Annotated in this window: 24 protein-coding genes and 1 tRNA gene; 18 read left to right on the top strand and 7 right to left on the bottom strand. The window is 62.4% G+C overall.

The window, feature by feature from the left end:
• Window positions 1–16 precede the first annotated feature (16 nt).
• Complete coding sequence (locus tag AC0L7I_RS12825; protein ID WP_473396814.1) at window positions 17–1,846, bottom strand: PHA/PHB synthase family protein; 1,830 nt, start codon at window positions 1,844–1,846, stop codon at window positions 17–19.
• A gap of 71 nt (window positions 1,847–1,917) precedes the next feature.
• Here AC0L7I_RS12825 and AC0L7I_RS12820 point away from each other — a divergent pair, with 71 nt between their 5' ends.
• From AC0L7I_RS12820 to AC0L7I_RS12765, 12 genes are all read left to right on the top strand, one after another.
• Window positions 1,918–2,352 (top strand): hypothetical protein, encoded by a 435-nt coding sequence (locus tag AC0L7I_RS12820; RefSeq protein ID WP_473396813.1) that lies wholly within the window; start codon window positions 1,918–1,920, stop codon window positions 2,350–2,352.
• A complete protein-coding gene (locus AC0L7I_RS12815) occupies window positions 2,349–3,557 on the top strand; it encodes an LL-diaminopimelate aminotransferase (RefSeq protein WP_473396812.1) in 1,209 nt (402 codons plus the stop codon). The genes AC0L7I_RS12820 and AC0L7I_RS12815 overlap by 4 nt, the downstream gene beginning before the upstream one ends.
• Before the next feature lie 101 nt (window positions 3,558–3,658).
• A complete protein-coding gene (locus AC0L7I_RS12810; protein ID WP_473396811.1) occupies window positions 3,659–4,942 on the top strand; it encodes a homoserine dehydrogenase in 1,284 nt (427 codons plus the stop codon).
• 54 nt (window positions 4,943–4,996) lie between these two features.
• The gene (gene glpX / locus AC0L7I_RS12805; protein WP_473396810.1) at window positions 4,997–5,950 is read left to right on the top strand and encodes a class II fructose-bisphosphatase; all 954 of its coding nucleotides are present in this window, start codon (window positions 4,997–4,999) and stop codon (window positions 5,948–5,950) included.
• A gap of 81 nt (window positions 5,951–6,031) precedes the next feature.
• Window positions 6,032–7,825 (top strand): single-stranded-DNA-specific exonuclease RecJ, encoded by a 1,794-nt coding sequence (recJ, locus tag AC0L7I_RS12800; RefSeq protein ID WP_473396809.1) that lies wholly within the window; start codon window positions 6,032–6,034, stop codon window positions 7,823–7,825.
• A 79-nt stretch (window positions 7,826–7,904) separates the two neighbouring features.
• A tRNA-Glu gene (locus tag AC0L7I_RS12795) sits at window positions 7,905–7,979 on the top strand.
• Window positions 7,980–8,100: 121 nt separating this feature from the next.
• The gene (locus tag AC0L7I_RS12790) at window positions 8,101–8,625 is read left to right on the top strand and encodes a cold shock domain-containing protein (RefSeq protein ID WP_473396808.1); all 525 of its coding nucleotides are present in this window, start codon (window positions 8,101–8,103) and stop codon (window positions 8,623–8,625) included.
• 63 nt (window positions 8,626–8,688) lie between these two features.
• The gene (locus tag AC0L7I_RS12785) at window positions 8,689–9,144 is read left to right on the top strand and encodes a DUF192 domain-containing protein (RefSeq protein WP_473396807.1); all 456 of its coding nucleotides are present in this window, start codon (window positions 8,689–8,691) and stop codon (window positions 9,142–9,144) included.
• A gap of 13 nt (window positions 9,145–9,157) precedes the next feature.
• The gene (locus AC0L7I_RS12780) at window positions 9,158–9,571 is read left to right on the top strand and encodes a PaaI family thioesterase (RefSeq protein WP_473396806.1); all 414 of its coding nucleotides are present in this window, start codon (window positions 9,158–9,160) and stop codon (window positions 9,569–9,571) included.
• Between the two features lie 92 nt (window positions 9,572–9,663).
• On the top strand, window positions 9,664–11,076 hold the full coding sequence (locus AC0L7I_RS12775; RefSeq protein ID WP_473396805.1) for a cytochrome ubiquinol oxidase subunit I: 1,413 nt from the start codon (window positions 9,664–9,666) through the stop codon (window positions 11,074–11,076).
• Window positions 11,077–11,085: 9 nt separating this feature from the next.
• Complete coding sequence (gene cydB, locus AC0L7I_RS12770) at window positions 11,086–12,135, top strand: cytochrome d ubiquinol oxidase subunit II (RefSeq protein WP_473396804.1); 1,050 nt, start codon at window positions 11,086–11,088, stop codon at window positions 12,133–12,135.
• Complete coding sequence (locus AC0L7I_RS12765; RefSeq protein ID WP_473396803.1) at window positions 12,128–12,286, top strand: hypothetical protein; 159 nt, start codon at window positions 12,128–12,130, stop codon at window positions 12,284–12,286. The genes cydB and AC0L7I_RS12765 overlap by 8 nt, the downstream gene beginning before the upstream one ends.
• 10 nt (window positions 12,287–12,296) lie before the next feature.
• Here the strand turns inward: AC0L7I_RS12765 and AC0L7I_RS12760 are convergent, their stop codons facing one another.
• Window positions 12,297–13,463, bottom strand: coding sequence for an alpha/beta hydrolase (locus AC0L7I_RS12760; protein ID WP_473396802.1), 1,167 nt, complete (start codon window positions 13,461–13,463; stop codon window positions 12,297–12,299).
• An 81-nt stretch (window positions 13,464–13,544) separates the two neighbouring features.
• Between AC0L7I_RS12760 and AC0L7I_RS12755 the strand changes: the two genes are divergently transcribed.
• Entirely contained in the window at window positions 13,545–14,240 is a 696-nt protein-coding gene (locus AC0L7I_RS12755; RefSeq protein WP_473396801.1) for a VOC family protein, read from the top strand.
• On the opposite strand, the gene AC0L7I_RS12750 is transcribed toward AC0L7I_RS12755, so the two are convergent.
• The 3 genes from AC0L7I_RS12750 to AC0L7I_RS12740 form a co-directional block, all read right to left on the bottom strand.
• The gene (locus AC0L7I_RS12750) at window positions 14,237–15,403 is read right to left on the bottom strand and encodes a CaiB/BaiF CoA transferase family protein (RefSeq protein ID WP_473396800.1); all 1,167 of its coding nucleotides are present in this window, start codon (window positions 15,401–15,403) and stop codon (window positions 14,237–14,239) included. The two genes, AC0L7I_RS12755 and AC0L7I_RS12750, sit on opposite strands and share 4 nt — an antisense overlap.
• Before the next feature lie 44 nt (window positions 15,404–15,447).
• Entirely contained in the window at window positions 15,448–17,037 is a 1,590-nt protein-coding gene (locus AC0L7I_RS12745) for an acyl-CoA synthetase (RefSeq protein WP_473399155.1), read from the bottom strand.
• A gap of 132 nt (window positions 17,038–17,169) precedes the next feature.
• On the bottom strand, window positions 17,170–17,955 hold the full coding sequence (locus AC0L7I_RS12740; RefSeq protein WP_473396799.1) for an SDR family oxidoreductase: 786 nt from the start codon (window positions 17,953–17,955) through the stop codon (window positions 17,170–17,172).
• A 141-nt stretch (window positions 17,956–18,096) separates the two neighbouring features.
• Here AC0L7I_RS12740 and AC0L7I_RS12735 point away from each other — a divergent pair, with 141 nt between their 5' ends.
• Together AC0L7I_RS12735 and AC0L7I_RS12730 are read left to right on the top strand one after the other, a co-directional pair.
• Window positions 18,097–19,332: an acyl-CoA dehydrogenase family protein gene (locus AC0L7I_RS12735; RefSeq protein WP_473396798.1), complete on the top strand. Its 1,236-nt coding sequence runs from the start codon at window positions 18,097–18,099 to the stop codon at window positions 19,330–19,332.
• 74 nt (window positions 19,333–19,406) lie between these two features.
• Window positions 19,407–19,937 (top strand): hypothetical protein, encoded by a 531-nt coding sequence (locus AC0L7I_RS12730; RefSeq protein WP_473396797.1) that lies wholly within the window; start codon window positions 19,407–19,409, stop codon window positions 19,935–19,937.
• Window positions 19,938–20,064: 127 nt separating this feature from the next.
• On the opposite strand, the gene groL is transcribed toward AC0L7I_RS12730, so the two are convergent.
• Entirely contained in the window at window positions 20,065–21,708 is a 1,644-nt protein-coding gene (gene groL, locus AC0L7I_RS12725; protein WP_473396796.1) for a chaperonin GroEL, read from the bottom strand.
• A 56-nt stretch (window positions 21,709–21,764) separates the two neighbouring features.
• Window positions 21,765–22,058 carry a co-chaperone GroES gene (gene groES / locus AC0L7I_RS12720; protein ID WP_335595721.1) on the bottom strand — a complete coding sequence of 98 codons (294 nt, stop codon included), beginning with the start codon at window positions 22,056–22,058 and terminating at the stop codon, window positions 21,765–21,767.
• Between the two features lie 215 nt (window positions 22,059–22,273).
• Here groES and AC0L7I_RS12715 point away from each other — a divergent pair, with 215 nt between their 5' ends.
• From AC0L7I_RS12715 to AC0L7I_RS12705, 3 genes are all read left to right on the top strand, one after another.
• Entirely contained in the window at window positions 22,274–23,452 is a 1,179-nt protein-coding gene (locus tag AC0L7I_RS12715) for a DUF3137 domain-containing protein (protein ID WP_473396795.1), read from the top strand.
• A 39-nt stretch (window positions 23,453–23,491) separates the two neighbouring features.
• The gene (locus AC0L7I_RS12710; RefSeq protein WP_473396794.1) at window positions 23,492–24,172 is read left to right on the top strand and encodes a hypothetical protein; all 681 of its coding nucleotides are present in this window, start codon (window positions 23,492–23,494) and stop codon (window positions 24,170–24,172) included.
• 132 nt (window positions 24,173–24,304) lie between these two features.
• Entirely contained in the window at window positions 24,305–24,670 is a 366-nt protein-coding gene (locus tag AC0L7I_RS12705) for a GIY-YIG nuclease family protein (protein ID WP_473396793.1), read from the top strand.
• Window positions 24,671–24,716: the final 46 nt, after the last annotated feature.

The raw sequence follows: 24,716 nt of genomic DNA, 5'->3' as shown, positions 1-24,716 counted from the left end.
GACAAGGCTTTGGACGCTATTTCAGCGGCAGCTTGATGTCCTGAAGGCGCACACGCACGTATGAGCCGGGCGCGGCGCCAAGGCCCATGTCCTTCGGCTCCACCGCCTGTTTTTTCCTGCCGGACTTTGGCCGGAGCCAATCCCACCAATAAGGCCACCACGAACCCGGGTGTTCTTCGGCGGTTTGCAGCCATTCCTCGCCTGTCGCGGTGATCTTGCCGCCGGTCCAGTGCTGGTATTTCCGGGACGCCGGATGGTTTACCACGCCGGCGATATGACCGGAGCCAGACAGGACGAATTTCGTGTCGCCGCCGAAGACCGTCGCGGTGCGGTATACGCTCTCGAACGGACAGATATGGTCGTCGCGGCTGGCCTGAACCATGACCGGGATATTGACGTTTTTCAGGTCGATCTTTTCGCCCAGGAGCGTGAAGTTGCCGGTCGACAGCTTGTTGTCGGAATAGCAGTCCTTCAGGTAGCTCTTGTGCACCGCGCCGGGAATATTGGTCTGGTCGGCGTTCCAGTAGAGCAGGTCGAACGGACGCGGCGCCTTGCCCAGCATGTACTGGTCGATCACATAGCGCCATACCAGGTCGATCGGGCGCAGCCAGTTGAACGTCTCATACATCATCGCGCCGGGCATGACGCCGCCATTCTCTTCGATGATGCTGTCTATATAGCCGCGGCCGGGCCCGTCGGTGAACACCTTGAGGTCGCCAGCAAGCTCGAAGTCGGACTGCGAGGCAAAGAAAGTCGCCGCAGCGACGCGGTCGTCGCCATGGGCTGCCATGTGCGCCAGCGTGCCCGACAGCAGCGTGCCGCCGATGCAGTAGCCGACGGCATTCAGTTTCTTCGAGCCGGACGCCTGCAATGCGGCTTCGACGGCGGCATAGACGCCATACTTGCTGTAATCGTCCCAAGTATAGTCCGAAGTCACGGCATCGGCCGAGCGCCATGAGACGACGAATACGGTGAGGCCTTGGTCGACCAGCCAGCGGATCATCGAATTCTCTTCGCGCAGGTCGAGGATGTAGAACTTGTTGATCCAGGGCGGGAAGATCAGCAGGGGCCGCGAATAGACGGTTTCCTGCGTCGGCGCATACTGGATCAGTTCGATGAGGTCATTGCGGAACACGACCTTTCCGGGTGCCGTGGCAATGTTCTTGCCGATCTCGAAAGGCGTCTCGTCGGTCTGGCTGATATGCAGCTTCCCGCCGGCTTTCTTGACGTCGGCGCGGGCGAGCCGGATGCCGTTGAGCACGCTTTCGCCGCCGCTTTCGAGGAAGGCGCGCAGGGCCTGCGGGTTGGAGCCGAGATAATTGGTAGGCGACAGGGTGTCGACCAGTTGCTGCGTGAAGAACTTGGCGCGCAAGTGGATGTTTTCGGGCAGGTCAGGCGCATGGTCGGCCAGGCCCATCAGCCAGTTCCGGTTGACGTCATAGGCCTTGCGGATGAACTTGAAGCCCGGATTGGTATGCCATTCCGGGTCGGCAAAGCGTTTGTCTGTTTCTGTCGTCGGCTCTGTGCCGATCACTTCGGTGGCCATCTCCTGCCACAGCTTCATCCAACCCTTCATCAGTTCCAGGTTGGCGTTCATGAGAGCCATCGGGTTCTTGGCCAGGCTCATGCCGACAGCGTTGAAGGCTTCGCCGGCTCCCATCGGGTCGCCCTGCGCCACGGTTCCGATCGGCCCGGAGCCCATCAACACGTCGCTGATCAGCGCTTGCGATTCCGTATTGGCCAGCGCAAGCGTCGTCATCAACACCTGCAATTCCAGCGGGTTTTGTTCGGCGAGCAGCGATCCGAGTGAGGGAAGTGCAGCTTTTTCTGTCTTGTTGCCGCTCATCTGTCCCAATATCGCCTGTTTGTTGATGCGTAACTATTCATCAGAATGTTTGTGATTTAATGAGTTTAACCATGAAAAACACGATGATTCCCCTCATAGGCGTGTCATGCCTGCTATTAGTTGGGTGCACCAACTCGTTTGCGAAGGTCCGTGGTGCCGTCAACCAGGCGCCGGACTGGTATGAGACCCGTCGTCAGGAAATTCGCGGAGAGGGGTATCCGGAACTGGTTGAAGTCCCCACGATTGCGCCCGGTCAATTGCCCGGCAAGACGCTGCCCGCGTCAGCCGAGCGCGTGTCCGTTCTGGCGGCAGAGTTTGCTGAAAGCGCGCGAGCGGAATTGCCGGCCAATGGGCCGGCCGAAATCGCTGCCGTAGGGGATGAAATCCGCCAACAATTTGCCGGCCTGGACGAGTCCTCGAATTTTCTTACTGACGCCGAGATCGCTGCTATCAGGAACAGTTTCAACGTCCCGCGCGTCACCCAGGGTCTGAAAGGCCAGAGATGAATACCGAATTCCACAAGATCAGGCGCCTTCCTCCATACGTTTTCGAGCAAGTGAACAGGAGCAAGGCAGCCCTCCGCGCGGAAGGCGCCGATATCATTGATCTCGGCATGGGCAATCCCGACCTGCCGACACCGACCCACATTGTCGACAAGCTGGTCGAGACGGCCCGCAAGCCGGACGTGAACGGCTATTCCGCCTCGCGCGGCATTCCGGGCCTGCGTCGCGCCGTCACCGATTATTACAAGCGCCGTTTCGGTGTGACACTTGACAAGAACAAGGAAGTGATTGTTACGCTGGGGTCCAAGGAAGGTTTCGCCAACCTCGCTCAGGCCATCTCCGCGCCCGGAGACGTCATCCTGTCACCGGATCCGTCCTATCCACTGCATTCGTTCGGCTTCATCATTGCCGGCGCCTCCATCCGCGCCGTCCCAGCACCGTCGCCCGAGGAATACCTTCGCAACCTTGAAAAGGCTGTGAAACATTGCGTTCCGCCGCCGACAGCCATGGTGCTCTGCTATCCGTCGAACCCGACGGCGGACGTGTGTGACCTCGAATTCTACAAGGACGCCGTCAAGTTCGCGAAAAAGCACGACCTCTGGATCCTGTCTGACCTCGCCTACAATGAAATCTATTTCGAGGAGCCGACGCCCTCGATCCTGCAGGTCGACGGGGCAAAAGACATCGCGGTCGAATTCACGACCATGTCCAAGACCTATTCCATGGCCGGTTGGCGCATGGGCTTTGTCGCCGGTAATGAAACGCTGATCGCCGCTCTTGCGCGCGTGAAGTCCTACCTCGACTACGGTGCCTACACGCCGATCCAGGTGGCAGCTGTCGCCGCGCTGGACGGTCCGCAGGACTGCGTCGAAGAGTTCCGCCAGATCTACAAGCATCGCCGGGATGTCCTCGTCGAGAGTTTCGGCCGGGCAGGGTGGGCCATCCCCAGCCCGAAAGCGTCCATGTTTGCCTGGGCGCCGATCCCCGAACCGTTCCGCGACATGGGCAGCCTGGAATTCGCGCTGATGCTTATGAACGAGGCTCACGTCGCCGTAGCGCCCGGCGCCGGGTTCGGCGAGCATGGCGACGGCCATGTCCGCATTGCTTTGGTCGAGAATGAGCAGCGCATCCGTCAGGCCGCGCGCAACATTCGCAAGTTCATGGCCAAGCATGGCATCAAGGAGCTCTCGGCCGCTGCAGCCGAGTAATTTGGCGTCACGGCGCCGTCCGCTGCATTTCCCCCCTTAGGCCCTTCGCTTTTGGGTCCAACTGGTCTATCCAGCGCCCGGTATGAAGCGGAGGGCCATTCGTGGGGCCATTGAAAATAGGCATAGCAGGACTCGGCCATGTCGGCTGTGGGTTGATTGAACTGGTTGAGCGCCAGGATAAATTGCGCTTGCCCGGGAAGGTCGAAATCACAGGCGTCAGCGCCCGCAGCCAGAGCCGCAACCGGCCGGTCGATACCGACAAGTATCGCTGGTTCGATGATGCGGCCACGCTGGCCGAAGATCCCGATGTCGATGTCTTCATCGAACTCATTGGCGGATCCGATGGCCCGGCCAAGTTTGCCGTGGAAAGCGCGCTCAAGGCCGGAAAGCACGTCGTCACGGCGAACAAGGCCCTGATGGCAAAGCACGGCATGGCGCTCGCCGCCCTTGCTGAGGAAAAAGGCGTCGATCTCCTGTTCGAAGCCGCCGTTGCGGGTGGCATCCCCGTTGTTCGCGTCCTGCGCGACAGCCTGGCCGGCGTCGAGATCAAGCGCGTCGCGGGCATTCTCAACGGCACCTGCAACTTCCTGACGACGACCATGCTTGAAACCGGGCGCTCCTATGACGAGGTTCTCGCCGAGGCGCAGAAGCTTGGCTATGCCGAAGCCGACCCGGCGCTCGACGTGTCAGGCATGGACGCCGCCCACAAGGCCGCCATTCTCTCGGCCATCGCCTTTTCCGCCGATCTCGACTTTTCCAAGGTCAGCGTCTCCGGCGTCGACCAGATCGATCTGCTCGACCTGAAACTGGCGGACCGTCTCGGCCTGCGCATCAAGCTTATCGCCGAAGGCGTGCTTACCGATGCCGGCGTCGTCTGCCGCGTCGAGCCTATGGCCCTGTCGGCCAACCATCCGCTCGCGCGCGTCAACGGCTCGCTCAACACCGTGCGTATTGAAGGTGATCCAGTGGGCGCGATCACGCTGACAGGCCCCGGCGCCGGGGCGGGCCCCACTGCCAGCGCCGTCATGGGCGATGTCGCCAAGCTCTTCCGCCCGGCCATCCGGCCTGCCTTTGGCCGCGCCGAACACCACGTCGAGCGTCCTTTCGTGGCCGCGACCGGCGACGAGACCTCAGCCTTCTTCCTGCGCGTCCGCCTTGCCGACAAGCCCGGCGCGCTCGCCGCCCTCACCGAAGCGCTCGCCGCTGAAGGCGTATCCGTGAACCAGCTGCTCCAGGATTCGGCTGATGAATCCGGCGCCAGCCCGGTCGCCATCGTGACGCACCGCTGCCAGCGTTCGCACATGATCGCAGCCCTCGCGAGACTTGGGAAACTGACCGTGTTAATGGACGCGCCGCGCCTGATCCGAATCGAAACGGCAAGCTAATTGCTCTAACAATTCGCGCTATATGTGAAAAAGTGCGACAGGGGATAAAACGCCATGAAAAACAATGTTCTGACACCGGGTCTTGCCGATGCGATGGTCCGCGTGACCGAGCTCGCAGCCATTGCTGCGGCCAGGGAAGTCGGCCGCGGTGATGAAAAAAAGGCAGATGCTGCTGCAGTTGATGCGATGCGCACAGCCTTCAACGCCGTCGATTTCAAGGGCCGTGTCGTCATCGGCGAAGGCGAGCGTGACGAAGCCCCAATGCTCTATATCGGCGAGGAAGTCGGCACCAATAACGGCCCCGAGATCGACATTGCGCTTGATCCGCTGGAAGGCACGACGCTGACGGCAAAGGCCATGGCTAATGCCCTCGCCGTGCTCGCCATCGCCCCGCGCGGCGGCCTGCTGCACGCGCCCGACACATACATGGACAAGGTCGCCATCGGCCCCGGCTATCCGGAAGGCATCATCAGCCTCGACGCGACGCCGGCCGAGAACATCACGGCGCTGGCCAAGCACAAGGGCGTGCCAGTGTCCGAAATGACGGCCTGCGTCCTTGATCGCCCGCGCCACGAAGACATTATTGCCAGCCTGCGCGGCGTCGGCGCCCGAATTGCCCTCATCACCGATGGTGACGTCGCCGGTGTCATCGCCACGACAGACCCGCAGACCGGGATCGACTTCTATGTCGGCTCTGGCGGCGCGCCTGAAGGCGTGCTCGCGGCTGCGGCCCTCAAATGCGTCGGCGGCCAGATGTTTGCGCGCCTCGTCTTCCGTAATGACGACGAGAAAAAGCGTGCGGCCCGTGTCGGCATCACTGATTTCGGGCGCACCTATTCGCTGAATGAACTGGCGTCAGGTGACACGGTGTTCTGCGCCACCGGCGTCACCAATGGCAGCCTGCTTGATGGCGTGAAACACGGCGTTGGCCGCGTCCACACGCACACGCTGGTCATGACCTCTACCGACGGCATGGTTCGCCACGTCCGCTCCGACCGTAAGGCCTGAGTTCAGCACGAGCAGGTCACAGCTGCCGATTTCTGCGTTAGGATGAGCTTCCCGATTCTCTGAGAGGAAGCTCATCCCGCCATGGCAGAAGCCGCGCGCCAGACAAGTTCCCGCCTATTCGAAGTGGACCAGTCCGCCACGGGGCGGTTCTGGACGCTTGCGGACGCTGACGAGGCGCTTGTGCGCCGCCTTGCCCCCAGTGTCGGCGGGTCAGACCTTCTCGCCCGCCTTCTGGCTTCGCGCAGTGTCGATCCGGCTCTGGCCGCCAGCTATCTGGCGCCAACACTCCGCAACTACTTCCCGGACCCGTCCAGCTTCGCCGACATGGACAAGGCGGCAGGCATCGTCCTCGACGCCATTCTTGCCAAAAAGCGGGTGACAGTCTTCGCAGACTATGATGTCGACGGCGGTACGTCGTCGGCCATTCTCGCCCGCTATTTTCGCGGCTGGGGCCAGGATTTGGGCCTTTACGTGCCGGACAGGCTGGAAGAAGGCTACGGCCCGTCGCCCGCTGCCTTCCGCCATCTCAAGGAGACCGGCTCCGACCTCGTTATCACGGTCGACTGTGGCGCTGCCGCCACGCAGGCCCTGAACGAGGCTGAAGCCATCGGCCTGCCGGTCGTCGTGATCGACCACCACCTCATGTCCGGCGAGCATCCGCCTTCGGCTGCGCTGGTCAATCCCAACCGGCCGGACGACACGTCTGGCTGCGGCCACCTCGCGGCCGCTGGAGTCGTCTTTGTCTTCGTCGCCGCGCTCAACCGCTTGGCACGTGAACGCGGCCTCGCGCCGGCTGGCGGCCTGCCTGACATCATGCCCTTTCTCGACCTCTGCGCACTCGGCACGCTGTGCGACATGGCCCCGCTGCACGGCGTCAATCGCGCCTTCGTACGTCAGGGTCTCACCATCATGGCGCGCGATCAGAACCCCGGCCTGCGTGCGCTCGCGGACGTGGCCGGTATCGGCAAGACCGAGACCGTCTACCACGCCACATTCATGCTCGGCCCGCGCCTGAATGCCGGGGGCAGGGTCGGTGACCCGTGGATCGCGGCCAAGCTGCTCGCCACGGATGACCGGCAGGAAGCCGTCGAACTTGCGGAACGCCTCCACGCGCTCAACGAGGAGCGCAAGGCCGTCGAGAGTGCCATCCTCGACCAGGCCATGGCGCAGGCAGAGCAGGCGCTGGCCCGCAATCCGGAACGCGGCATTCTCATTGCCAGCGGTGAAGGCTGGCACCCCGGCGTCATCGGCATCGTCGCCGGGCGCCTGAAGGAACGCTATCACCTGCCCAGTATCGTCATTGGATGGGGGCAGGGGCTTGGCCCCGTTGCCAAGGGATCGGGCCGGTCCGTGAAAGGCGTGAATATTGGGGACGCCATCTCCATGGCCGCGCGCGAGGGGATTATTCTCTCCGGCGGCGGCCATGCAATGGCGGGCGGCCTCAGCCTCGAGCCCGAACAGGTTCCGGCCTTCGACGCATGGATGGTCGCTCACATGGCGCAATTCTCGGCAGAACGCACGGCGGCGCTGGAACTCAGGATCGACGCCGTACTCGCGCCCGGCGCCGCCAGTCCGGCCCTGGTCGATCAGGTCGCACAGATCGGCCCGTTCGGCATCGGGTCCCCTGAACCGGTGTTTGCGCTGCAATCTGTCCATGTCACGGGCGTCCGGCAGGTGGGGGCCAACCATGTCCGCTTCATCGCCGAAGATGCAGGAGGGCGCCTCGAATGCATTGCCTGGCGCGCCGCCGACACGCCACTGGGCGAGGTCCTGACAAATGGCGCCCGCGTCCATCTCACCGGGAAACTCAAGGCGGACGAGTGGAATGGCCGCCGCCGGGTGCAGCTGGACGTGGCAGATGCAGCTGCCAACTGAACATTCTGCATTTGTCGCTGCATCACGGGTTGCCCTCGTCAGAAACAGCCGCTATATCGCCACTTCTCAAAACCGGTGCGGTCCCTTCGTCTATCGGTTAGGACGTCAGGTTTTCAACCTGAAAAGAGGGGTTCGACTCCCCTAGGGACTGCCAGGTTTTTCTCCGCAATCAAAGGCTTGATCCGTGGAGACCGAACTTTCCTATTTTTGATGTGAAGATCGCGTGACAAGCGCGTCTTCACATTTTAGGTTACGTCCTTGGGGAATTTGGGTTGATGACGAGAGCTGTGGCAAAATCTGAATCAGACATGCCGGGTGCTGAGCCCGTAGTGCGCGTGATCGGCCGTGTGAAGTGGTTCGACGGCGCCAAGGGCTATGGATTCATCATCGCGGAATCCACGTCCGACGCATCGCTTGAGGGCGACGTCATGCTTCATGTTTCCTGCTTGCGAGACTATGGCGAAACCTATGCCGACGAAGACGCCCGCATTGTCTGCGATGCGGTCAAGAGCGAGCGCGGCTGGCAGACAGCCCATATCATCGAAATGGAACGGCCCCGTGCCGTTGTCGCGCGTGAGACGGGTGAGGAGCCTGAATACACACCCGTGACGCTGAAATGGTTCAACCGCACGCGCGGTTACGGCTTCGTGCATCGTGAAGGCGTCGAGGTCGATATCTTCGTGCATGCTGTGATCCTGAAAAAGGCGGGCTATGACGATGTCGAGCCCGGCACCTTGCTGGATGTCGTGATCGACAACGGTTCCAAGGGCGAACATGTCACGTTCGTGAAACCTCGCTAAGGTCGGGCCGCTGCACTGCAAGAGCGCTTGCCGACCCCCGAATGCGCAGCTAAACCACCTCGCATGACACGATTGATCGCCAGCCTTTTCGCCGCCGCGCTTTTCCTTGTTCAGGGTGCCTTCGCCCAACTGGAAACCAGCCCGCTTGTCATCGATACCGGTGATTCCGTCCACCGTTTCACGGTCGAACTGGCCGATGATGCCGACGAGATCCGCACCGGCCTGATGAACCGCCCGGAAATGGCGCCGAATGCCGGCATGCTGTTCGATTTCGGCCAGCCCCGTGAGGCCAGCATGTGGATGAAGAACACGCTGATCCCGCTGGACATGCTGTTCGTTGCGCCCGACGGCAAGGTGATTGCCATCGCCCGCAACGCCGTTCCCGGCTCGCTGCGCACGATCGGTCCCGGCGTGCCGGTCAAGGCCGTGCTGGAGCTGAATGGCGGCCGCTGTGACGCCCTTGGCATCGAGCCCGGCGACATTGTCCAGCATGCCTTGTTCGGAAACGTCGGCGAATGATCCGCAAGGCATCATGAATCCGCCCCCTCCGGGCTTTGCGCCGACTCCCTCGCGCGGCAAGTTCACCTTGCACAACGGCCCGACTTACCGGGCCACGGCCGAAGGTGATATTCGCACCGGCATGTGGGTGCTTGATCGCCACTGCAACGGCATGGGCTTCCTGCACGGCGGCATGATTTCGGCCTTCTCCGACAGCGCGCTCGCCTGGGCTGTCTGGAGCGCCACGGGCCGCATGTCCGTCACTATCAAGCTGACCCTCGAATTCATGGACATCGTGCCCGAAGGCACATGGCTTGAGGCGCACCCCGAAGTCACCGCCGTGGACGGCGATCTCGTCCATGTCCGGGCGCACCTTGTGAAAGCCAATGGCCATCTTGCTGCGCGAGCCGACGCGGTTTTTCGCTCGCTGCGGCGGCGCACCGCATGAGGCAGGTTGGCGCGCGACAACGCTGAGCGCGCACTCTGGTGCGAATTGTGGTATTCCGCTCGGGACAAATCGTTCCCGGGGGTATGACACCAATGGAATTTGACGCCCTTCTCCTGTCGAGAATCCAGTTCGCGTTCGTCATTGCCTTTCACATCATGTTCCCGGCTTTCACGATCGGTCTCGCCGCCTTTCTGGCCGTCTGCGAAGGCCTGTGGCTGAAGACCGGCAATGAAGTCTTCAAGCGGCTCTACCTGCACTGGGTGAAGATCTTTGCGCTTGCCTTCGCCATGGGCGTCGTTTCGGGAGTCGTGATGAGCTACCAGTTCGGCACGAACTGGAGCCTCTTCTCGGAAATTGCCGGCAGCGTCATAGGCCCGCTGCTGGGATATGAAGTGCTCACCGCCTTTTTCCTCGAAGCGACATTCCTGGGAGTCATGCTGTTTGGCTGGAACAAGGTCGGCCGCAAGTTGCATTTCGTGGCCACGTGCGCCGTTGCCATCGGCACAACGATATCGGCCTTCTGGATCCTTTCGGCCAATAGCTGGATGCAGACGCCGGACGGTTTCGCCATCGATCCCGTGACGGGCAATTTCTACGCCACGGACTGGATCAAGGTCATCTTCAACCCGAGCTTCCCGACCCGTCTCGCCCATATGCTGCTCGCCGCCTACATCACCACCGCTGCCGTCGTCATGGCCGCCGGGGCATGGCAGGTGATCAACGACCGCATCACGACGCCCACCCGCTGGCAGATGCGCATGGCGGCCGGTACGCTTGCGCTCCTCATGCCGCTGCAAATCATTGCCGGTCACCAGTCCGGAGAAGTCGCGCATGAATACCAGCCTGCCAAGATCGCCGTTGCCGAAGGCTGGTGCGAGAGTGCGCCGGTCCAGGGAACCGTGCTGCTCGCCTGGCCCGCCGACAATGAATGCGGCCATGCCGGCATCACGATACCTGGTACCAGTCCCTACCTTTTCGCCAACGCGCCCAAGGGGGAAGACCTGAAAGGCCTCGATGCCTTCGCGCCGGAAGACACGCCCCCGCTATGGATCGTCTTCTACAGCTTCCGCATCATGGTCGGCGCCGGCCTCGGCATGCTCGCCATCGGCCTGTGGGGCTGCTTCCTCTGGTGGCGCGGGCGGCTTGACCAGAAGGGCATCTTCCACTGGCTGGCCGTGCCGGGCGGAACGCTCGGTTTCATTGCCGTCATCACCGGCTGGATCGTCGCGGAAGTCGGCCGCCAGCCCTACACGGTCTACGGCGCCCTGCGAACGGTCGACAGCGTCTCGCCGGTCTCCACGGCGCAGGTCGCCACCTCGTTGCTCGTCTTCATGGTCACCTATGCAATCATTTTCACGGCAGGCACTGTCTACATGGCGCGCATCGCCACCCGCGGCTTCGACGACGATCCGATGGGTCCGAAAGGCCGCCGCGCGCCCGGTTCGCCGCTGGGTGCCGTCGATGAGTTTGCCGAGACCGGCGAAGATATTGTGGCAGCGGAATAGGAGCCGGCTATGACACTCGATCTACCACTGATCTGGGGCTTCATTCTCGCCGTCGGGGTCTTCATGTATGTCCTGCTCGACGGCTTCGACCTCGGTATCGGCATGCTCACATTCGCCGCGCGCAGCGATGAAGAGCGCAACATGATGACCGCCACGATCGAACCCGTCTGGGACGGTAACGAGACATGGCTCATCATTGGCGGGGGCGGCCTCTTTGCCGCGTTTCCCACCGCCTACGCCATCATCATGCCGGCCTTTTACCTGCCTGTTCTGATCATGCTGGCCGCGCTGATCTTCCGGGGTGTCGCCTTCGAGTTCCGGCACAAGGCCGTGCGCCCGACAACGCAAAAGTTCTGGAATGGTGCCTTCTTTGGCGGCTCTGCCATTGCGGCCTTTTCACAGGGCCTGATGCTGGGCGGCATGATCCAGGGCATAACGGTCGAAGGCGGCGCCTTTGCGGGCGGCGCGTTCGACTGGCTGACGCCTTTCACCCTGCTCGTCGGCGTCTCCGTCATTATCGGCTACCTGATGCTGGGCGCCTGCTGGCTCGTGCTGAAGACGGAAGGCGAACTCTTCCTGCGCGCGCGCAAATGGGCCCGCACCGCGCTGGCCGGTGTCGCCATCTGCTTTCTGGCCGTCAGCCTTGCCACGCTCGCCATAGATCCGTCGGTCGGTGAACGCTGGGGCTTTTCGATGACGCATATAGATTTTGCGAAGCTCCTGCCGCTGTCACCAGCGCCGCTTGCCGGCATGTTCTTCTGCGCATGGCTCTGGCGGGACCTGTCGATGCAGACCGGCCATGGCGGCCCGCCCGACTGGCGGCCCTACCTGCTCGGCGTCGCCATCTTCCTCAGTGGCTATATCGGTTTGGGCCTCAGCCTGTACCCCTATATCGTGCCGTTCGAATACACGATCTGGGAAGCGGCCGCCCGCGACAATGCCCTGGCGTTCATGCTGGTCGGCGCCGCGATCATGCTGCCGATCATCCTGCTCTACACGGCGTATGTCTATTCTCTGTTCTGGGGCAAGGTGAAGCCCGGCGATGGCTATCATGGCTGACCCAGTCTTCCGTCCGACCGAGCCCTTGCCGGACGGCGAGCCTGAAGGCCCCTTCGTCAGGCGCCTCGCTTGGTTCGCAGGCATTGCGCTCGCGTCCATGTTGGTCGTTGCCGCCGTTGCCTATTCCATGCGGACTCTGCTGTTCCTTTAAGACAAGCCCGTCATGCCCCCGGCTTGAACAGTCGCCGTGCACCCATCCAGTCCGACACCGTCTTCACAGCATGCGGCAACAGGTCGGGACGCTCGATGTAATAATGGTCGGCATCCTTGATCGTCACCAACTGCTTGTCCTCCGAACCGACCGCGTCAAACAGCCTCTGGGCATGGCTCGGCGTGCAGGCGAGGTCGGCCGAATTGCTGATCACCAGGACAGGGCAGGAAATACGCGACGCGTTGCCTGTCCCGTCGGCCCGGCTCTTGTCATAGCTCCACTGAGACAGCCATGAGCGCAGGGTCGTGAACCGCCCCAGCCCCACCGGCCCGTCATTGGCAATCTTCGGGTCGCCCAGGTAACACGTCCCCGGCTTTCGGTCCGACGGGTCCTGCGTCGGGTCCAGCCAGCGCACGTCGCTCATCGTGCCCTGGACCACGAAGCAGCGCTCGGAATCCGGATCCGGCCCGGCCTTGATCTCGGCGAGTCGCGTCAGCACCCGGTCCGTAATGCGGCGGTTGCGTGCCACCTGCGCCGCTCGGAATGTCACAACGAATTCATCCGTATAGGGCGGCTGGTTCGGGCAATCCGGATCGTAGATATTTAGCTCAACGTTCCGCTCGAACGGCTTGTCCTCGTCCAGGACCGAGGGGTCGATCCATTCCGTCATCGTGTGAGACCGGCTGATGTGCGCCGCCAGCAACAGGATGGCGTCCGCCGGGATCAACCCGGCGCCTGCCAGGTCTGCCGGGTCGCCCGCAGGGGTCTCGGTGATCGTCGGATGCTCGGCCTGGTCTTGGTAGAACAGCGACAGCGACCCGCCCCCGGACCACCCCCCAAGCACCACCTTGTCATAGCCGAACCGTTTCTTCGCGTCGGCGATGCAGGCGCCGAGGTCCAGCACGCATTTCTCCATGATCAGCGCAGTGTCGTTGCCTCGGTAGCGCGGGTTGCAATAGATGACATGGTGCCCGGCATGGGCCAGCGACGTCACCAGCGGCAGGAAACTACCGCCGCCGATCGGATGGCTGAAAATGATGACCGTTTTTGCGTCCACGTCGTCCGGCCGGATGCGCATGCACTCGACGAACACCTGTCCTGCCGGGCCGCCATAGGTCTCTTTCAGTCGTCCAGAATCCGCATGAACAAATCCGTAGGGTTCCCTTGCGATAGCCATCTTGCGTTCCTTGCCCTTGTTTTTTCTCAGGCGCATACTTGCCGAAAGAACGATCAGGGGAAAGCAGGAAAGGCCCGAGGAATGACCAAACAGTCCCGGCCGCAGCCAAGCGGCATACATCACATCGCCATCATGGCATCGGACATCAAGAAGCATATCGCCTTCTTCTCCGAGGTCATGAACTTCCCGCTCGTCGCGCTGTTCGACATGCATGGCGTCCCCGGCGGCCTGCACGCCTTCCTCCGAATGAATGACCACAGCTTCTTCTCGATCGTGCAATTGCCCGATGTCGACAAGATTCCGGCCACGCTCGGCATTACCCATTCCGGTAATGGTGCGCTGCCCAGCGCCGCCGGCACGATGCAGCACCTCGCCTTCCGCGCGGATGACGAGGAAGGCCTCCTGGGCATGCGCGATCGCCTGCGCAGCCATGGTATCAATGTCATCGGCCCGCTCGACCACGGCTTTTGCCAGTCGATCTATTTCGCCGGGCCGGACCAGATGACGCTCGAAGTCGCCGCGCCTGTCACAGCGGTCGATCCGAAGCAGTGGATTGATCCGGTCGTGCTCGAAAAGGCGGGCATTTCGGCGGCGGAAGCCGAAGCCTACAAGGCGCCAGCGCCATACGCTGGGCAGGGCAATGAGCCCCAGCCGGCCTACGACCCGGCCAAGCCGCACATGGTCTACCCGCCGGAAATGTACCAGGCCATGCTGAAGACGCCGGACGACGTGATTGCCAAGTCAGCGAAATTTCCCGGCCCGCCAGTCCCCGCCTAGGCCGGTCGTCCCAGCCAGCGTTCCAGGATCGCTTCGGTATCCTCACCGACCTCGCGAGGCGCTGGCTTGCGGATCGATCCCGGCGTGGCCGAAAATTTCGGGAACGTGTTCTGCATGGTCACGGGCCCGAGGTCCGCGTCCTCCAGCGTCACCACAGATTCGCGCGCGGCATAATGGGGGTCTGCCAGCATGTCTGCCGCCGTGTAGATCTTGCCCGACGGCACGCCATGTTCCAGCAACAGGGCTTCCAGTTCCGCGACTGTCAGCGTGCGTGTCCAGTCGCTGATGATCCCATCCAGCTCCGTCTGGTTCTCGCCGCGCGCCAGGTGAGTCGCATAGCGTGCATCCTCTGCGAGGTCAGGCCGCGCCATCGCATCGCACAGGCGCTTGAAAATCGGGTCCTGGTTGCCGCCGATCAGGAACTCGCCATCCTTGCACGGATAGACGTTCGACGGCGCAATCTTCGGCAGGATCGCGCCGGTGCGGGTGCGCATGAAACCCGACGCCGAATAGTCCGCCACATAGCTTTCCATGACCTGCAGCACGCTCTCGTAAAGCGCCACGTCGATGATCTGGCCCTGGCCTGTCTGGTTGCGGTGGTGCAGCGCCGCGAGCACGCCCATGCAGCCATAGGACGCCGCAAGGGTATCGCCGATCGAAATGCCCACGCGCGACGGCATCCGGTCCGGCTCGCCGACAATGCCGCGCAGGCCGCCAAAACCCTCGCCGATCAGGCCGAAACCCGGCCGTTGGGCATAGGGCCCCGTCTGGCCGTAACCAGACATGCGCGACACGATCAGGCCCGGATTGGCCTCGCGCAGCTTTACGGGATCGAGGTTCCACTTCTCCAGCGCGCCGGGCCGGAAATTCTCGACCAGAATGTCAGCCTCACCGATCAGGTCGCGCGCCAGTTGCTGGCCTTCCTCTGTGCGCAGGTCCACGGCAACGGAATACTTGTTGCGGCCAATCACGCGCCACCAGGACGGCTTGTCGCCCTGGCCCCATTCGCGCATCGGGTCGCCCTTGCCGGGCGGCTCGATCTTCACGACTTCGGCGCCCATGTCGCCTAGCAACTGGCCGCAGAAGGGACCCGCGATAAGCTGCCCCATCTCGACGACTTTCAGCCCATGTAGCGGGCCGTTCGGTTTGGATGTGTCGGTCATGCCTGCCTCTACCGCATTCCGCGCTTCCGGGACAAGCAAACCGCCTAGGCTTTCGCGCTCGCTTGCTCCACTGCAAACGCCTTGATCGTCTTATAGTCGGCCTTGCCGTTCACGGCGCGGCCGAGGTCCGCCTTGAAGAAGATGCGCTTGGGTGACTTGAACCGCGCGATCTTGGTCGCCACGAAGGCACGCAGCTCGTCTTCCGAAACTTCACCATCGAGTGACACCACCGCCGTAACGGCCTGGCCCCACTTTTCGTCCGGCAGGCCGACCACCAGCGCGTCGCGTACCGCATCGTGCAGTTTCAGCGCTTCTTCGACTTCTTCGGGATAAACCTTTTCACCGGCCGTGTTGATACAGTTCGACCCGCGCCCCAGAAGCGTCATCGAGCCGTCGGCTTCCACGGTGCACCAGTCGCCCGGGATGGAATAGCGAACGCCATTGATGGTCGGGAAGGTCTTCGCCGTCTTCTCCGGGTCCTTGTAATAGCCGAGCGGCACCGCGCCGCCGCGCGCCACGAAACCCGCCTCGCCGCTGCCCGGCTGGATCTCGCGATGATCCTCCGAGAACACCTTGCATTGCGGGCCAAGCTCGAATTTCGAGGTTTTCACCTCGCCGTCCGCCGTCATCGCGGACGAGCCGAAGCCCACCGCTTCCGACGCGCCGAAACTGTCCATCATGGCCGCCTGCGGCATGTGCTTCAGCAGGCCGCGCTTGATCTCGCTCGACCACATAACGCCCGACGAGACCACCGCCACGACGGTGGAAAGGTCATACTTGCCGGGATTCTCGTCCAATTCCTTCAGCATGGGCTTGCCGAACGCATCGCCGACAATGGCCATATTGGTCACGCCGTTCTTGTCGACCGTCTCCCACAGGTTCTGCGGGCTGAAATTCTTGTTCTCGGTCAGCGTCACGATCGTGCCGCCGTTCAGCATCACGCCCATGGCCGTGAACAGGCCCGTGCCGTGCATCAGCGGGCAGGCGGGAATGATCCGCGCATGCCGGCCGATCTCCAGCGCATTGTCGACATGTGCGGCGAGGTCCTTCGGCACCACGCCGCCCGCCTTGGCGACACCCTCCATGCCGGCCTGCCGCCAAATTCCATGCGACCACATCACGCCTTTGGGCATGCCCGTCGTCCCGCCGGTGTAGAGGAACAGCAAATCGTCGCCTGATCGCTCGATCCCGAGCGGGGAGGCATCCCCCTTCGTGGCCAGGTCTTCATAGGCCACAGCAAAGTCCGGCACGCTGTCGCCGCCAATTTGCACCCAGGCGATTACGCCCGGCAGGCGCCCGCGCACCCGCTCGACCTGCTCGATGAACTCAATGTCGTAGAAAACGACCGTGGAATCCGAATTGTCGAAAATGTAGACCAGCTCGTCGTCGAGATAACGGTAATTGACGTTCACATGCGTCAGCCGTCCTTTGAAACAGGCCGCCAGCGCCTCGATGTATTCCGGCTGGTTGCGCAGGTAGAAACCGGCCTTGTCGCCGGTCTTGGCGCCCATCTCGCGCAGGTTCCGCGCCAGCCGGTTCGACCGCGCCGTCATCTCGGGCCATGTAATCACCCGATCGCCATGGATCAGGGCCGGGGCATCGTCGCCCAGCACCTCGCCCACTGCGTCCAGCATATCCCCGAAATTCCAGTCAAAAGCCTTGGCCACGATATGTCGTCTCCCTGATTATATTTTTTGCGAGTGTATGGCCTTGCCGCCGGGGCAGCAAAGCCAGAAACGTAGATGGACGCTGCGTCTTCGGTCAGATCAACGCGGCGCCATCCGGATCGCTCCGTCGAGGCGGATCGTCTGGCCGTTGAAATAGCCGTTGGTGGCAAATTGCATGGCCAGCGAGGCGAACTCTTCCGGCTTGCCGAGGCGCTTGGGGAAGGGCACTGACGCGGCGAGGCTGTCGAGCACCTTCTGCGGCGCGCCCAGCATCAACGGCGTGGCAAAGATGCCCGGCATGATCGAGTTCACGCGGATACCGAGGTCCATCAGGTCGCGTGCCAGCGGCAGGACCAGCCCGTTCACGCCGGCCTTGCACGATCCATAGACCACTTGTCCGATCTGCGCGTCCATGGCGGCAACCGACGCCGTCAGCGTGATCACGCCGCGCTCGCCATCCTCGGTGATCGGTTCGGCGTTTGCCATGCCCAGTGCCGAAATCGAGGCGACACGATAGGAGGATACGAGGATGCCCTGCGCACCGAACGCGTAGTCTTCGGTCGGTAGGCGCTTGAACGCGTGGCTCTCCTTGTCGAAGCGCAGCGTCTTGCCGCCCTTGGCCGTCATGGCGCAATGCACGGTCACGCGTTCCTGCCCATGCGCCTTGCGGGCCTTCTCGAAGCCGTCGAGAACCGATTGCTCGTCAAGGATGTTCACCTTGCAGAACAGGCCGCCAATCGCCTTGGCGACCGCCTCGCCCTTTTCCTCATTGATGTCGAAAATGGCGACTGGGGCGCCCGCCTTGGCAAAGGCTTCGGCGGTAGCCTGTCCAAGGCCGGATGCGCCGCCGGTAACGACGAGCGGTGTGGATTTGCTGATCTGCATGGGTTTCTCTCCTCAGGGATGTTCTTTTGCCTGATTTGTAGACCCGGCCGGGCCTGCTGGGAACGCCTGACCATGCGGCAGCTATGGGCAAAGGACCGGTTCGCGCTTAGCCTTGGTCCCAGAAAACAGGGAGAAACACCAATGGCTATCGATTTCACCATTCCAGACGACGCAAAGGAAGTACGCGAGCGCGTGCGCCAATGGGTGCAGGACGAATGCATCCCGGCCGAAAAGGAAATGGCCGCCGGCAAGGCCTACAAGACGGTGCTCGCCGCGCTGCGCAAGAAGGCCCGCGCCCAGGGCCTCTGGCTGCCCTTCATCCCGACCGAGCATGGCGGCATGGGCCTTGGCCCGCTCGCCAACGCGCTCGTGCAGATGGAGCTGGGACAAAGCCATCTCGGCGCGTTGTCGATGAACTCGCAGGGCCCGGATGACGCGACCATGCTCACGCTGCTCGCCCACGGTACGGACTTCCAGAAAGAGAAATACCTCAAGCCCCTGTTCAATGGCGAAAAGCGCATCTGCTATTCGATGACCGAGAAGGCCGCCGGCGCCGACGCCACCGGCATGCAGACCGCCGCCATCAAGGACGGCAAGGGCAACTATGTCCTGAACGGCGAGAAATGGTTCTCCAGCGCGGCCAGTGCGGCCGATATCGCCGTCGTCATGGCCAAGACCAATCCGGACGCACCGCGCCACCAGCAATACTCGACCTTCATCGTCGAGCTGCCAAACCCCGGCTACAAGATCATCCGCGACATCCCCACAATGGCCGTGCACGGCGCGCACTATGAAGAGATGGGCGGCGGCCATGCCGAGGTGAAGATCGAAAATCTCATCGTCCCGGAAGAAAACCTGCTCGGCGGCGAGGGCGGCGGCTTCAGCATGGGCCAGCACCGGCTCGCTTATGGCCGCCTGCGCCACGGCATGCACAATGTCGCCATGGCACAGCGCGCGCTCGATCTGGCCACGGAACATGTCACCAAGCGTTCCACGTTCGGCAAGGGCCTCGAGGATCGCCAAGGCGTCCAGTTCATGCTCGCCGAGTGCGCCAGCGAACTCTACATCGCCCGCCTCATGCTCATGCATATCGCCTACAAGGCCGAGAACGGCATGGACTTGCGCCAGGAGAACGGCATCGCCAAGGTCTTCCTCGCCAACATGGTGCACAAGGTTGTCGACACCGCCATCCAGCTCCACGGCGCGCTCGGATACTCGCTCGATACGCCGCTCGCGGCCTGGTACACCCACATCCGCTCCCAGCGCCTCGTCGACGGTCCGGATGAAGTGCACAAATGGATCACCGGCAAGAACGTCATCCGCGCCTTCAAGAAGGATGGCACCACCGCCGCAGCCGCAGGCGGTGACCTGCTCTAGGTCCTTTTCGTCCCCAGCTTGACAGGGCGTCCCTTTCGTTAGACTACATATGTAGTCAAACAGAGGAGACGCCCATGTTGCGCATCACTTTTCCTGCGATCCTGCTCGCCGCAGCCGCCACTTTGCCTGTCGCTGCCACCGCCTGCGCCAGCGAACCTGCAGCCACCGCGGACCCGGCCGCGCCCCAGGCCGAAACCGTGGAGTCGGAGAAAAAGCCTCACCGCGTAATCGTCAGGAAAGTGAGCAAGGTGTCCATGGGCGATGCAACGACCGTCGATGCGACGGGGGAAGACGGCGAGACCAAGGTCATTCGCGTCATGAAGCATGGCGACCACACAATGCACGTCGCCGATTGTCCGGAAGGCGAGGGCGACGAGGACGTGTTCAAGTTCGAATTCCGCGAAGAAAGCGAAGACAGCAGCGACGTCCAGGTCAGCGTCATCTGCCTGACGGGCGACGAAGCCAGGCCTGAAAACAAGGCGGCAGCGCTCGAGCAGGCCATTGCGCGTCTTGAAGCGGAAGGCGAACGAGAAGCAGCTCACCGCGCTCGCACGCTTGAAAAACTGAGAGCCGAACTCGCCCGGCTCAAATCCGAAGCTGAGTAGTACCCGCTAGCGGATACCTGGCATCTGTTCTGGCGGGCGGATCGTGACCCCGCCCAAATGGCAAACGAAAAACGGCCCCCCGTTTCCGGAGGGCCGTCTGTTCGTATTGGTTGGCTTGGCGCCTGGACTAGAAGCCCATGCCGCCCATGCCGCCCATGTCAGGCATGCCGCCACCGCCGCCGGCTGATTCCTTCTTCGGAGCTTCAACAATTGCAGCTTCCGTTGTGATCAGCAGGGCTGCAACCGAGGATGCGTTCTGTAGGGCAGAGCGAACCACTTTCACAGGGTCGATGACGCCCATGGCAACCAGGTCGCCATATTCTTCGGTCTGGGCGTTGAAGCCGTACGAGCGAGACTTGTTGGCGAGGATCGTGTTGACGACAACCGATCCCTCAACGCCTGCGTTCTCGACGATCTGGCGAAGCGGAGCTTCGAGCGCCTTGCGGACGATGTCGATGCCGGCTTTTTCGTCGTCATTGATGCCAACAACGTCGATGTTCTTGGAAGCACGCAGCAGGGCCACGCCGCCACCAGGAACAATGCCTTCTTCAACAGCTGCGCGCGTTGCGTTCAGCGCGTCGTCGACACGGTCTTTCTTCTCTTTCACTTCGACTTCAGTCGCACCGCCAACCTTGATCACGGCAACACCGCCAGCGAGTTTCGCCAGGCGTTCCTGCAGTTTCTCACGGTCATAGTCCGACGACGTGTCTTCGATCTGGGCACGGATCTGTGCGACGCGTGCTTCGATGTCTTTCTTCTTGCCGCCACCGTCGACAATGGTCGTGTCGTCTTTCGTGATCGACACGCGCTTGGCTTTGCCGAGCATTTCCATGCCGACGTTTTCCAGCTTGATGCCGAGGTCTTCGGAGATGACCTGGCCGCCTGTCAGGACAGCGATGTCCTGCAGCATGGCCTTGCGACGGTCGCCGAAACCCGGTGCCTTCACAGCAGCGATCTTGAGGCCGCCGCGCAGCTTGTTCACGACCAGCGTGGCAAGGGCTTCGCCATCAACGTCTTCAGCGATGATCAGGAGTGGCTTCTGGCTCTGGACAACGGCTTCGAGGATCGGAAGCATTGGCTGGAGCGAAGACAGTTTCGACTCGTGCAGAAGGATGAGGACATCTTCCTGTTCGGTGATCATCTTGTCAGCATTGGTGATGAAGTAAGGCGACAGGTAGCCGCGGTCGAACTGCATGCCTTCGACGACTTCGAGTTCGGTTTCCAGCGACTTGGCTTCTTCAACCGTGATGACGCCTTCATTGCCGACTTTCGCCATCGCTTCTGCGATCATCGCGCCGACTTCGGTGTCACCGTTCGCCGAGATCGTGCCAACCTGGGCGATCTCTTCGTTGGTTTTTACCTTCTTGGCGTGGTGGGCGAGGTCGCGGACGACTTCGGCAGCGGCTTTCTCGATACCGCGCTTCAGGTCCATTGGGTTCATGCCAGCGGCAACGCGTTTCATGCCTTCGCGAACGATGGCCTGGCCGAGGACCGTAGCGGTCGTCGTGCCGTCACCGGCAACATCGTTGGCCTTGGAAGCGACTTCGCGCAGCATTTGTGCGCCCATGTTCTCCAGCTTGTCTTCAAGCTCGATTTCTTTTGCGACGGTGACGCCGTCCTTCGTGGAGCGCGGTGCGCCGAAGGATTTTTCGATCACCACGTTACGGCCTTTCGGGCCGAGCGTGACTTTCACTGCGTTGGCGAGAACATCGACGCCCTTGAGCATCTTCTCGCGGGCTTCGGAGCCGAAAACAACGTGTTTGGCAGCCATAGTGAGTTACCTCTTTGAATAGGTTGAAAATTCAGGAAATTGCGACAGGGCGGAGACTATTTGGTCTCCAGAACGCCCATGATGTCGCTCTCTTTCATGATCAGCAGCTCTTCGCCTTCGACGGTGACTTCCGTGCCGGACCATTTGCCGAACAGGACGCGGTCTTTCGCTTTCACGTCGAGCGGGATGCGCTTGCCGGCGTCATCAAGCAGGCCTGCGCCTACGGCGACAACAACGCCTTCCTGGGGTTTTTCCTTGGCGGTATCGGGAATGATGATCCCGCCCTTGGACTTTTCTTCTTCCTTGACGCGGCGCACGACGACGCGGTCGTGGAGGGGACGAAGTTTCATGATTGAGCCTCTCGCTTTTCTACGTAGGTTCTGGGGTTGAATCTGTCGCGTCAGCGCTGGGGCAGGGCGAGAATTAGCACTCACCTGCCCAGACTGCTAACGGTGCAGCGGAAATAGGTGTGGCCAGGGGCGCCGTCAACAGCCGGACCGTGAATTTTTTATTCACCAAGCGCCCGTCAATGCTATGGAATCAGGCAGGTAAAAGGGGGCGCGGCATGGCGCGGATCGAATATGATGCAGCGGGCAGCCCCGTAAACGTGCCGAGCCTTGAGGCCATCGCCCCGAAGCGGCCGGAATTCGCCCACGGCCCGCGCATCTGGGCCGAGACGCTGGCGCCCGCCCTCCATGCCCGCGAATCCGAGCGCCGCGAGACCATTCGCAAGGTCTGGCGCAAGACAGCCGTCGCGGCGGTGATTCCCTGGCTGCTCCTGCTCGTTTTTGGCGTGATGCGGCCGTTCCTGTTCGGGGCATGGACGATTGTTCTGGTCTTCGGAACTCCGATTTCCATCATCCTGGTCGCCGGTATGGACTGGCTGCGCATCTACGCCATGAAGTCCGCCACCAAGGAGCTCGTCCTCGGCGCTGCCTGCCAATGCTTCGGCTTCACCTATGAAACCCTCGCGCCCGACGTGTCCAGTGTCACCAACTATCGCAGCCTCATCGCCGCGGCCAAGGCCCACCAGGCTCGCTACGGCACGCCCGGCCGCAAGACCGGCAAGCGCAAGCGCCGCAGCCAGACCCGCATCACCACGCCCTTCGGCACAGCCAGCTTCGGCGCGTCGGATGCCACAGGCCCCGAATGCCCGACCCCCGCCTATGATGTGCTGGAGGATGCCAGCCTGTTGCCGGGCCACGATTCCCGCCATTTCGAAGACCTCATCAAGGGCGAGCGGGCAGGCGCCGCCTTTTCCCTCGTCGAGGCGAAGCTCGAAACCTCCGGCGACAATGGCGGCACGGTGTTCCAGGGCCTCCTCTTCCACGTCCAATACCCGGGTCTCTTCCATGGCCGCACGCTCATGGCCCGCTCGCGCTGGTGGAAGCGCGGCAAGGCGGCGAAGGAATTGCAGAAAGTCAGCCTCGTCTCCGCAGAACTCGACCGGGCCTTCACGGTCTATTCCACCGACCAGGTCGAAGCCCGCGCCCTGCTGACACCGGACCGGATGGAGCGGCTGATCGCGCTTGAGCGCCACTTCTCCGGCGGAAAGCTGCGCGGCATTTTCGAGGACGGTCACATGACCATCGCCCTGGAGGCGCCCAACCAGTTCGAGGCCGGTTCCATCTTCAAACCGCTTGCCGACCCGGACCGCTTCGCCACCGCCCTCGTCGAACTCGGCCTCGTCTGCGACCTGATCGACGGCTTCCTCACCCGCGACTGGGTAAAGGACAGGCTGTAGGAAAAGGACCCGTCTCTCCGCCCCCGCCAGATCTGTGGCATGATGGGGCCCATGTTTCCGCTCGACCAACAGGATATCGACCATCTCGCGCCGGAAGGCTGGCTGCGCATTGCCAGCCTCGTGGCCATCGCGCGGCACATCCTGGGGATCGACGCGATCCCCCTGCCGCGTGGCCTTGCCGCCAAGGCGCTGCTCGTCCTCAAACCTGCCGAAGCCATGGCACGGCGCCTACTCTACCTGATGGCGCCCGACATGACGCTTTCCGTGTCCCCGGCGAAAGCCGGGGCCTCAGGCCAGTCGATCCCGGCAAGCATGACGCCCGCCTCTCCTGCGAAGGTGGGGGCCGCGATTCCCCGGTTCCGCTTCACCGAACCCCTCGGCCCCGGCCCGAAGAATAATGGCCCGCGCATCCGCTTCTTCAACGAACCGCCGAAGCCGCCAAAGCCCGTGCGCGTGCCGCAGCCGAAAACCAGCGCGCCCCTGCTCGCCCGCATCCGCGCCCTGCAGGCTGTCATCGACCAGCCTGACGCCCACGCCAAACGCTTCGCCCGCTGGACTGCAAGGCGCAAGGCCAGAGGCCATCCGCGCCCGGTCTCGCTCGCCTTCCTGAAAATCCCCGGCATCGCTCCCAAGCGGCTCTTGCCCGAAGTCAAAGCCGACCTCCGCTTCTTCAACGACGCCGCCTTCTACAAACTCCAGCCCCCGCCCGAACCGGGCTAAAGCCAAACACAGGCCAACTCAGGGACTCATCCTGAGCGAAGTCGAAGGACGAGCCCCGTGCGATGGAACCCCATGCGTGCGTCCCGCGCCCGTGCTTCGACTTCGCTCAGCATGAGCGCTATATCGGTGTGTATGCGAATTTGGGTCTATGTTCTCGAATGTGCTGATGGACGCCTCTATGTCGGGTCGCACCGGGGAGAGGATGTTGCCGCGCGCATCTGGGACCACAATGAAGGCGTTTCCAAAACAGCCTACACCTATCACCGACGTCCTGTGACGCTGGCTTGGGCCGGTGAGTTTGAACACCCGACCGAAGCGATCGCTTTCGAACGCCAAATGAAAGGCTGGACCCGCGCCAAGAAGCTGGCCTTCATCGCGGAAGACTGGGACGGGCTGAAACAACTCTCTCGCTCTCGAACCGCCCCGCCTGTTCACGAGAAAGGCAAATTCTACAGGCTTACCCACCCCAGGTCGAGTGACGAGAAGGGCTCATCCTGAGCGAAGTCGAAGGACGGGCCCGGGGAGAGCAGAATTCGCCTGCGCC

The sequence above is a fragment of the Hyphomonas sp. J20-32 genome (assembly GCF_055808555.1).
The sequence above is the reverse complement of the archived record's forward strand: the minus strand, read 5'-3'. Positions and strand labels throughout refer to the sequence as shown.

Bases quoted from the DNA above. Each gene is read 5' to 3' on its own strand.
- AC0L7I_RS12735 (WP_473396798.1), top strand. From the start codon at position 18,097: ATGGCTATCGATTTCACCATTCCAGACGACGCAAAGGAAGTACGCGAG.
- AC0L7I_RS12785 (WP_473396807.1), top strand. From the start codon at position 8,689: ATGACACGATTGATCGCCAGCCTTTTCGCCGCCGCGCTTTTCCTTGTT.
- AC0L7I_RS12745 (WP_473399155.1), bottom strand. From the start codon at position 17,037: ATGCTGGACGCAGTGGGCGAGGTGCTGGGCGACGATGCCCCGGCCCTG.
- AC0L7I_RS12740 (WP_473396799.1), bottom strand. From the start codon at position 17,955: ATGCAGATCAGCAAATCCACACCGCTCGTCGTTACCGGCGGCGCATCC.
- AC0L7I_RS12775 (WP_473396805.1), top strand. From the start codon at position 9,664: ATGGAATTTGACGCCCTTCTCCTGTCGAGAATCCAGTTCGCGTTCGTC.
- recJ (WP_473396809.1), top strand. From the start codon at position 6,032: ATGGCAGAAGCCGCGCGCCAGACAAGTTCCCGCCTATTCGAAGTGGAC.
- AC0L7I_RS12790 (WP_473396808.1), top strand. From the start codon at position 8,101: ATGACGAGAGCTGTGGCAAAATCTGAATCAGACATGCCGGGTGCTGAG.
- AC0L7I_RS12710 (WP_473396794.1), top strand. From the start codon at position 23,492: ATGATGGGGCCCATGTTTCCGCTCGACCAACAGGATATCGACCATCTC.
- groL (WP_473396796.1), bottom strand. From the start codon at position 21,708: ATGGCTGCCAAACACGTTGTTTTCGGCTCCGAAGCCCGCGAGAAGATG.
- AC0L7I_RS12820 (WP_473396813.1), top strand. From the start codon at position 1,918: ATGAAAAACACGATGATTCCCCTCATAGGCGTGTCATGCCTGCTATTA.
- AC0L7I_RS12730 (WP_473396797.1), top strand. From the start codon at position 19,407: ATGTTGCGCATCACTTTTCCTGCGATCCTGCTCGCCGCAGCCGCCACT.
- AC0L7I_RS12760 (WP_473396802.1), bottom strand. From the start codon at position 13,463: ATGGCTATCGCAAGGGAACCCTACGGATTTGTTCATGCGGATTCTGGA.
- AC0L7I_RS12715 (WP_473396795.1), top strand. From the start codon at position 22,274: ATGGCGCGGATCGAATATGATGCAGCGGGCAGCCCCGTAAACGTGCCG.
- AC0L7I_RS12780 (WP_473396806.1), top strand. From the start codon at position 9,158: ATGAATCCGCCCCCTCCGGGCTTTGCGCCGACTCCCTCGCGCGGCAAG.
- AC0L7I_RS12825 (WP_473396814.1), bottom strand. From the start codon at position 1,846: ATGAGCGGCAACAAGACAGAAAAAGCTGCACTTCCCTCACTCGGATCG.
- AC0L7I_RS12755 (WP_473396801.1), top strand. From the start codon at position 13,545: ATGACCAAACAGTCCCGGCCGCAGCCAAGCGGCATACATCACATCGCC.
- AC0L7I_RS12765 (WP_473396803.1), top strand. From the start codon at position 12,128: ATGGCTGACCCAGTCTTCCGTCCGACCGAGCCCTTGCCGGACGGCGAG.
- glpX (WP_473396810.1), top strand. From the start codon at position 4,997: ATGAAAAACAATGTTCTGACACCGGGTCTTGCCGATGCGATGGTCCGC.
- groES (WP_335595721.1), bottom strand. From the start codon at position 22,058: ATGAAACTTCGTCCCCTCCACGACCGCGTCGTCGTGCGCCGCGTCAAG.
- AC0L7I_RS12705 (WP_473396793.1), top strand. From the start codon at position 24,305: ATGCGAATTTGGGTCTATGTTCTCGAATGTGCTGATGGACGCCTCTAT.
- AC0L7I_RS12815 (WP_473396812.1), top strand. From the start codon at position 2,349: ATGAATACCGAATTCCACAAGATCAGGCGCCTTCCTCCATACGTTTTC.
- cydB (WP_473396804.1), top strand. From the start codon at position 11,086: ATGACACTCGATCTACCACTGATCTGGGGCTTCATTCTCGCCGTCGGG.
- AC0L7I_RS12750 (WP_473396800.1), bottom strand. From the start codon at position 15,403: ATGACCGACACATCCAAACCGAACGGCCCGCTACATGGGCTGAAAGTC.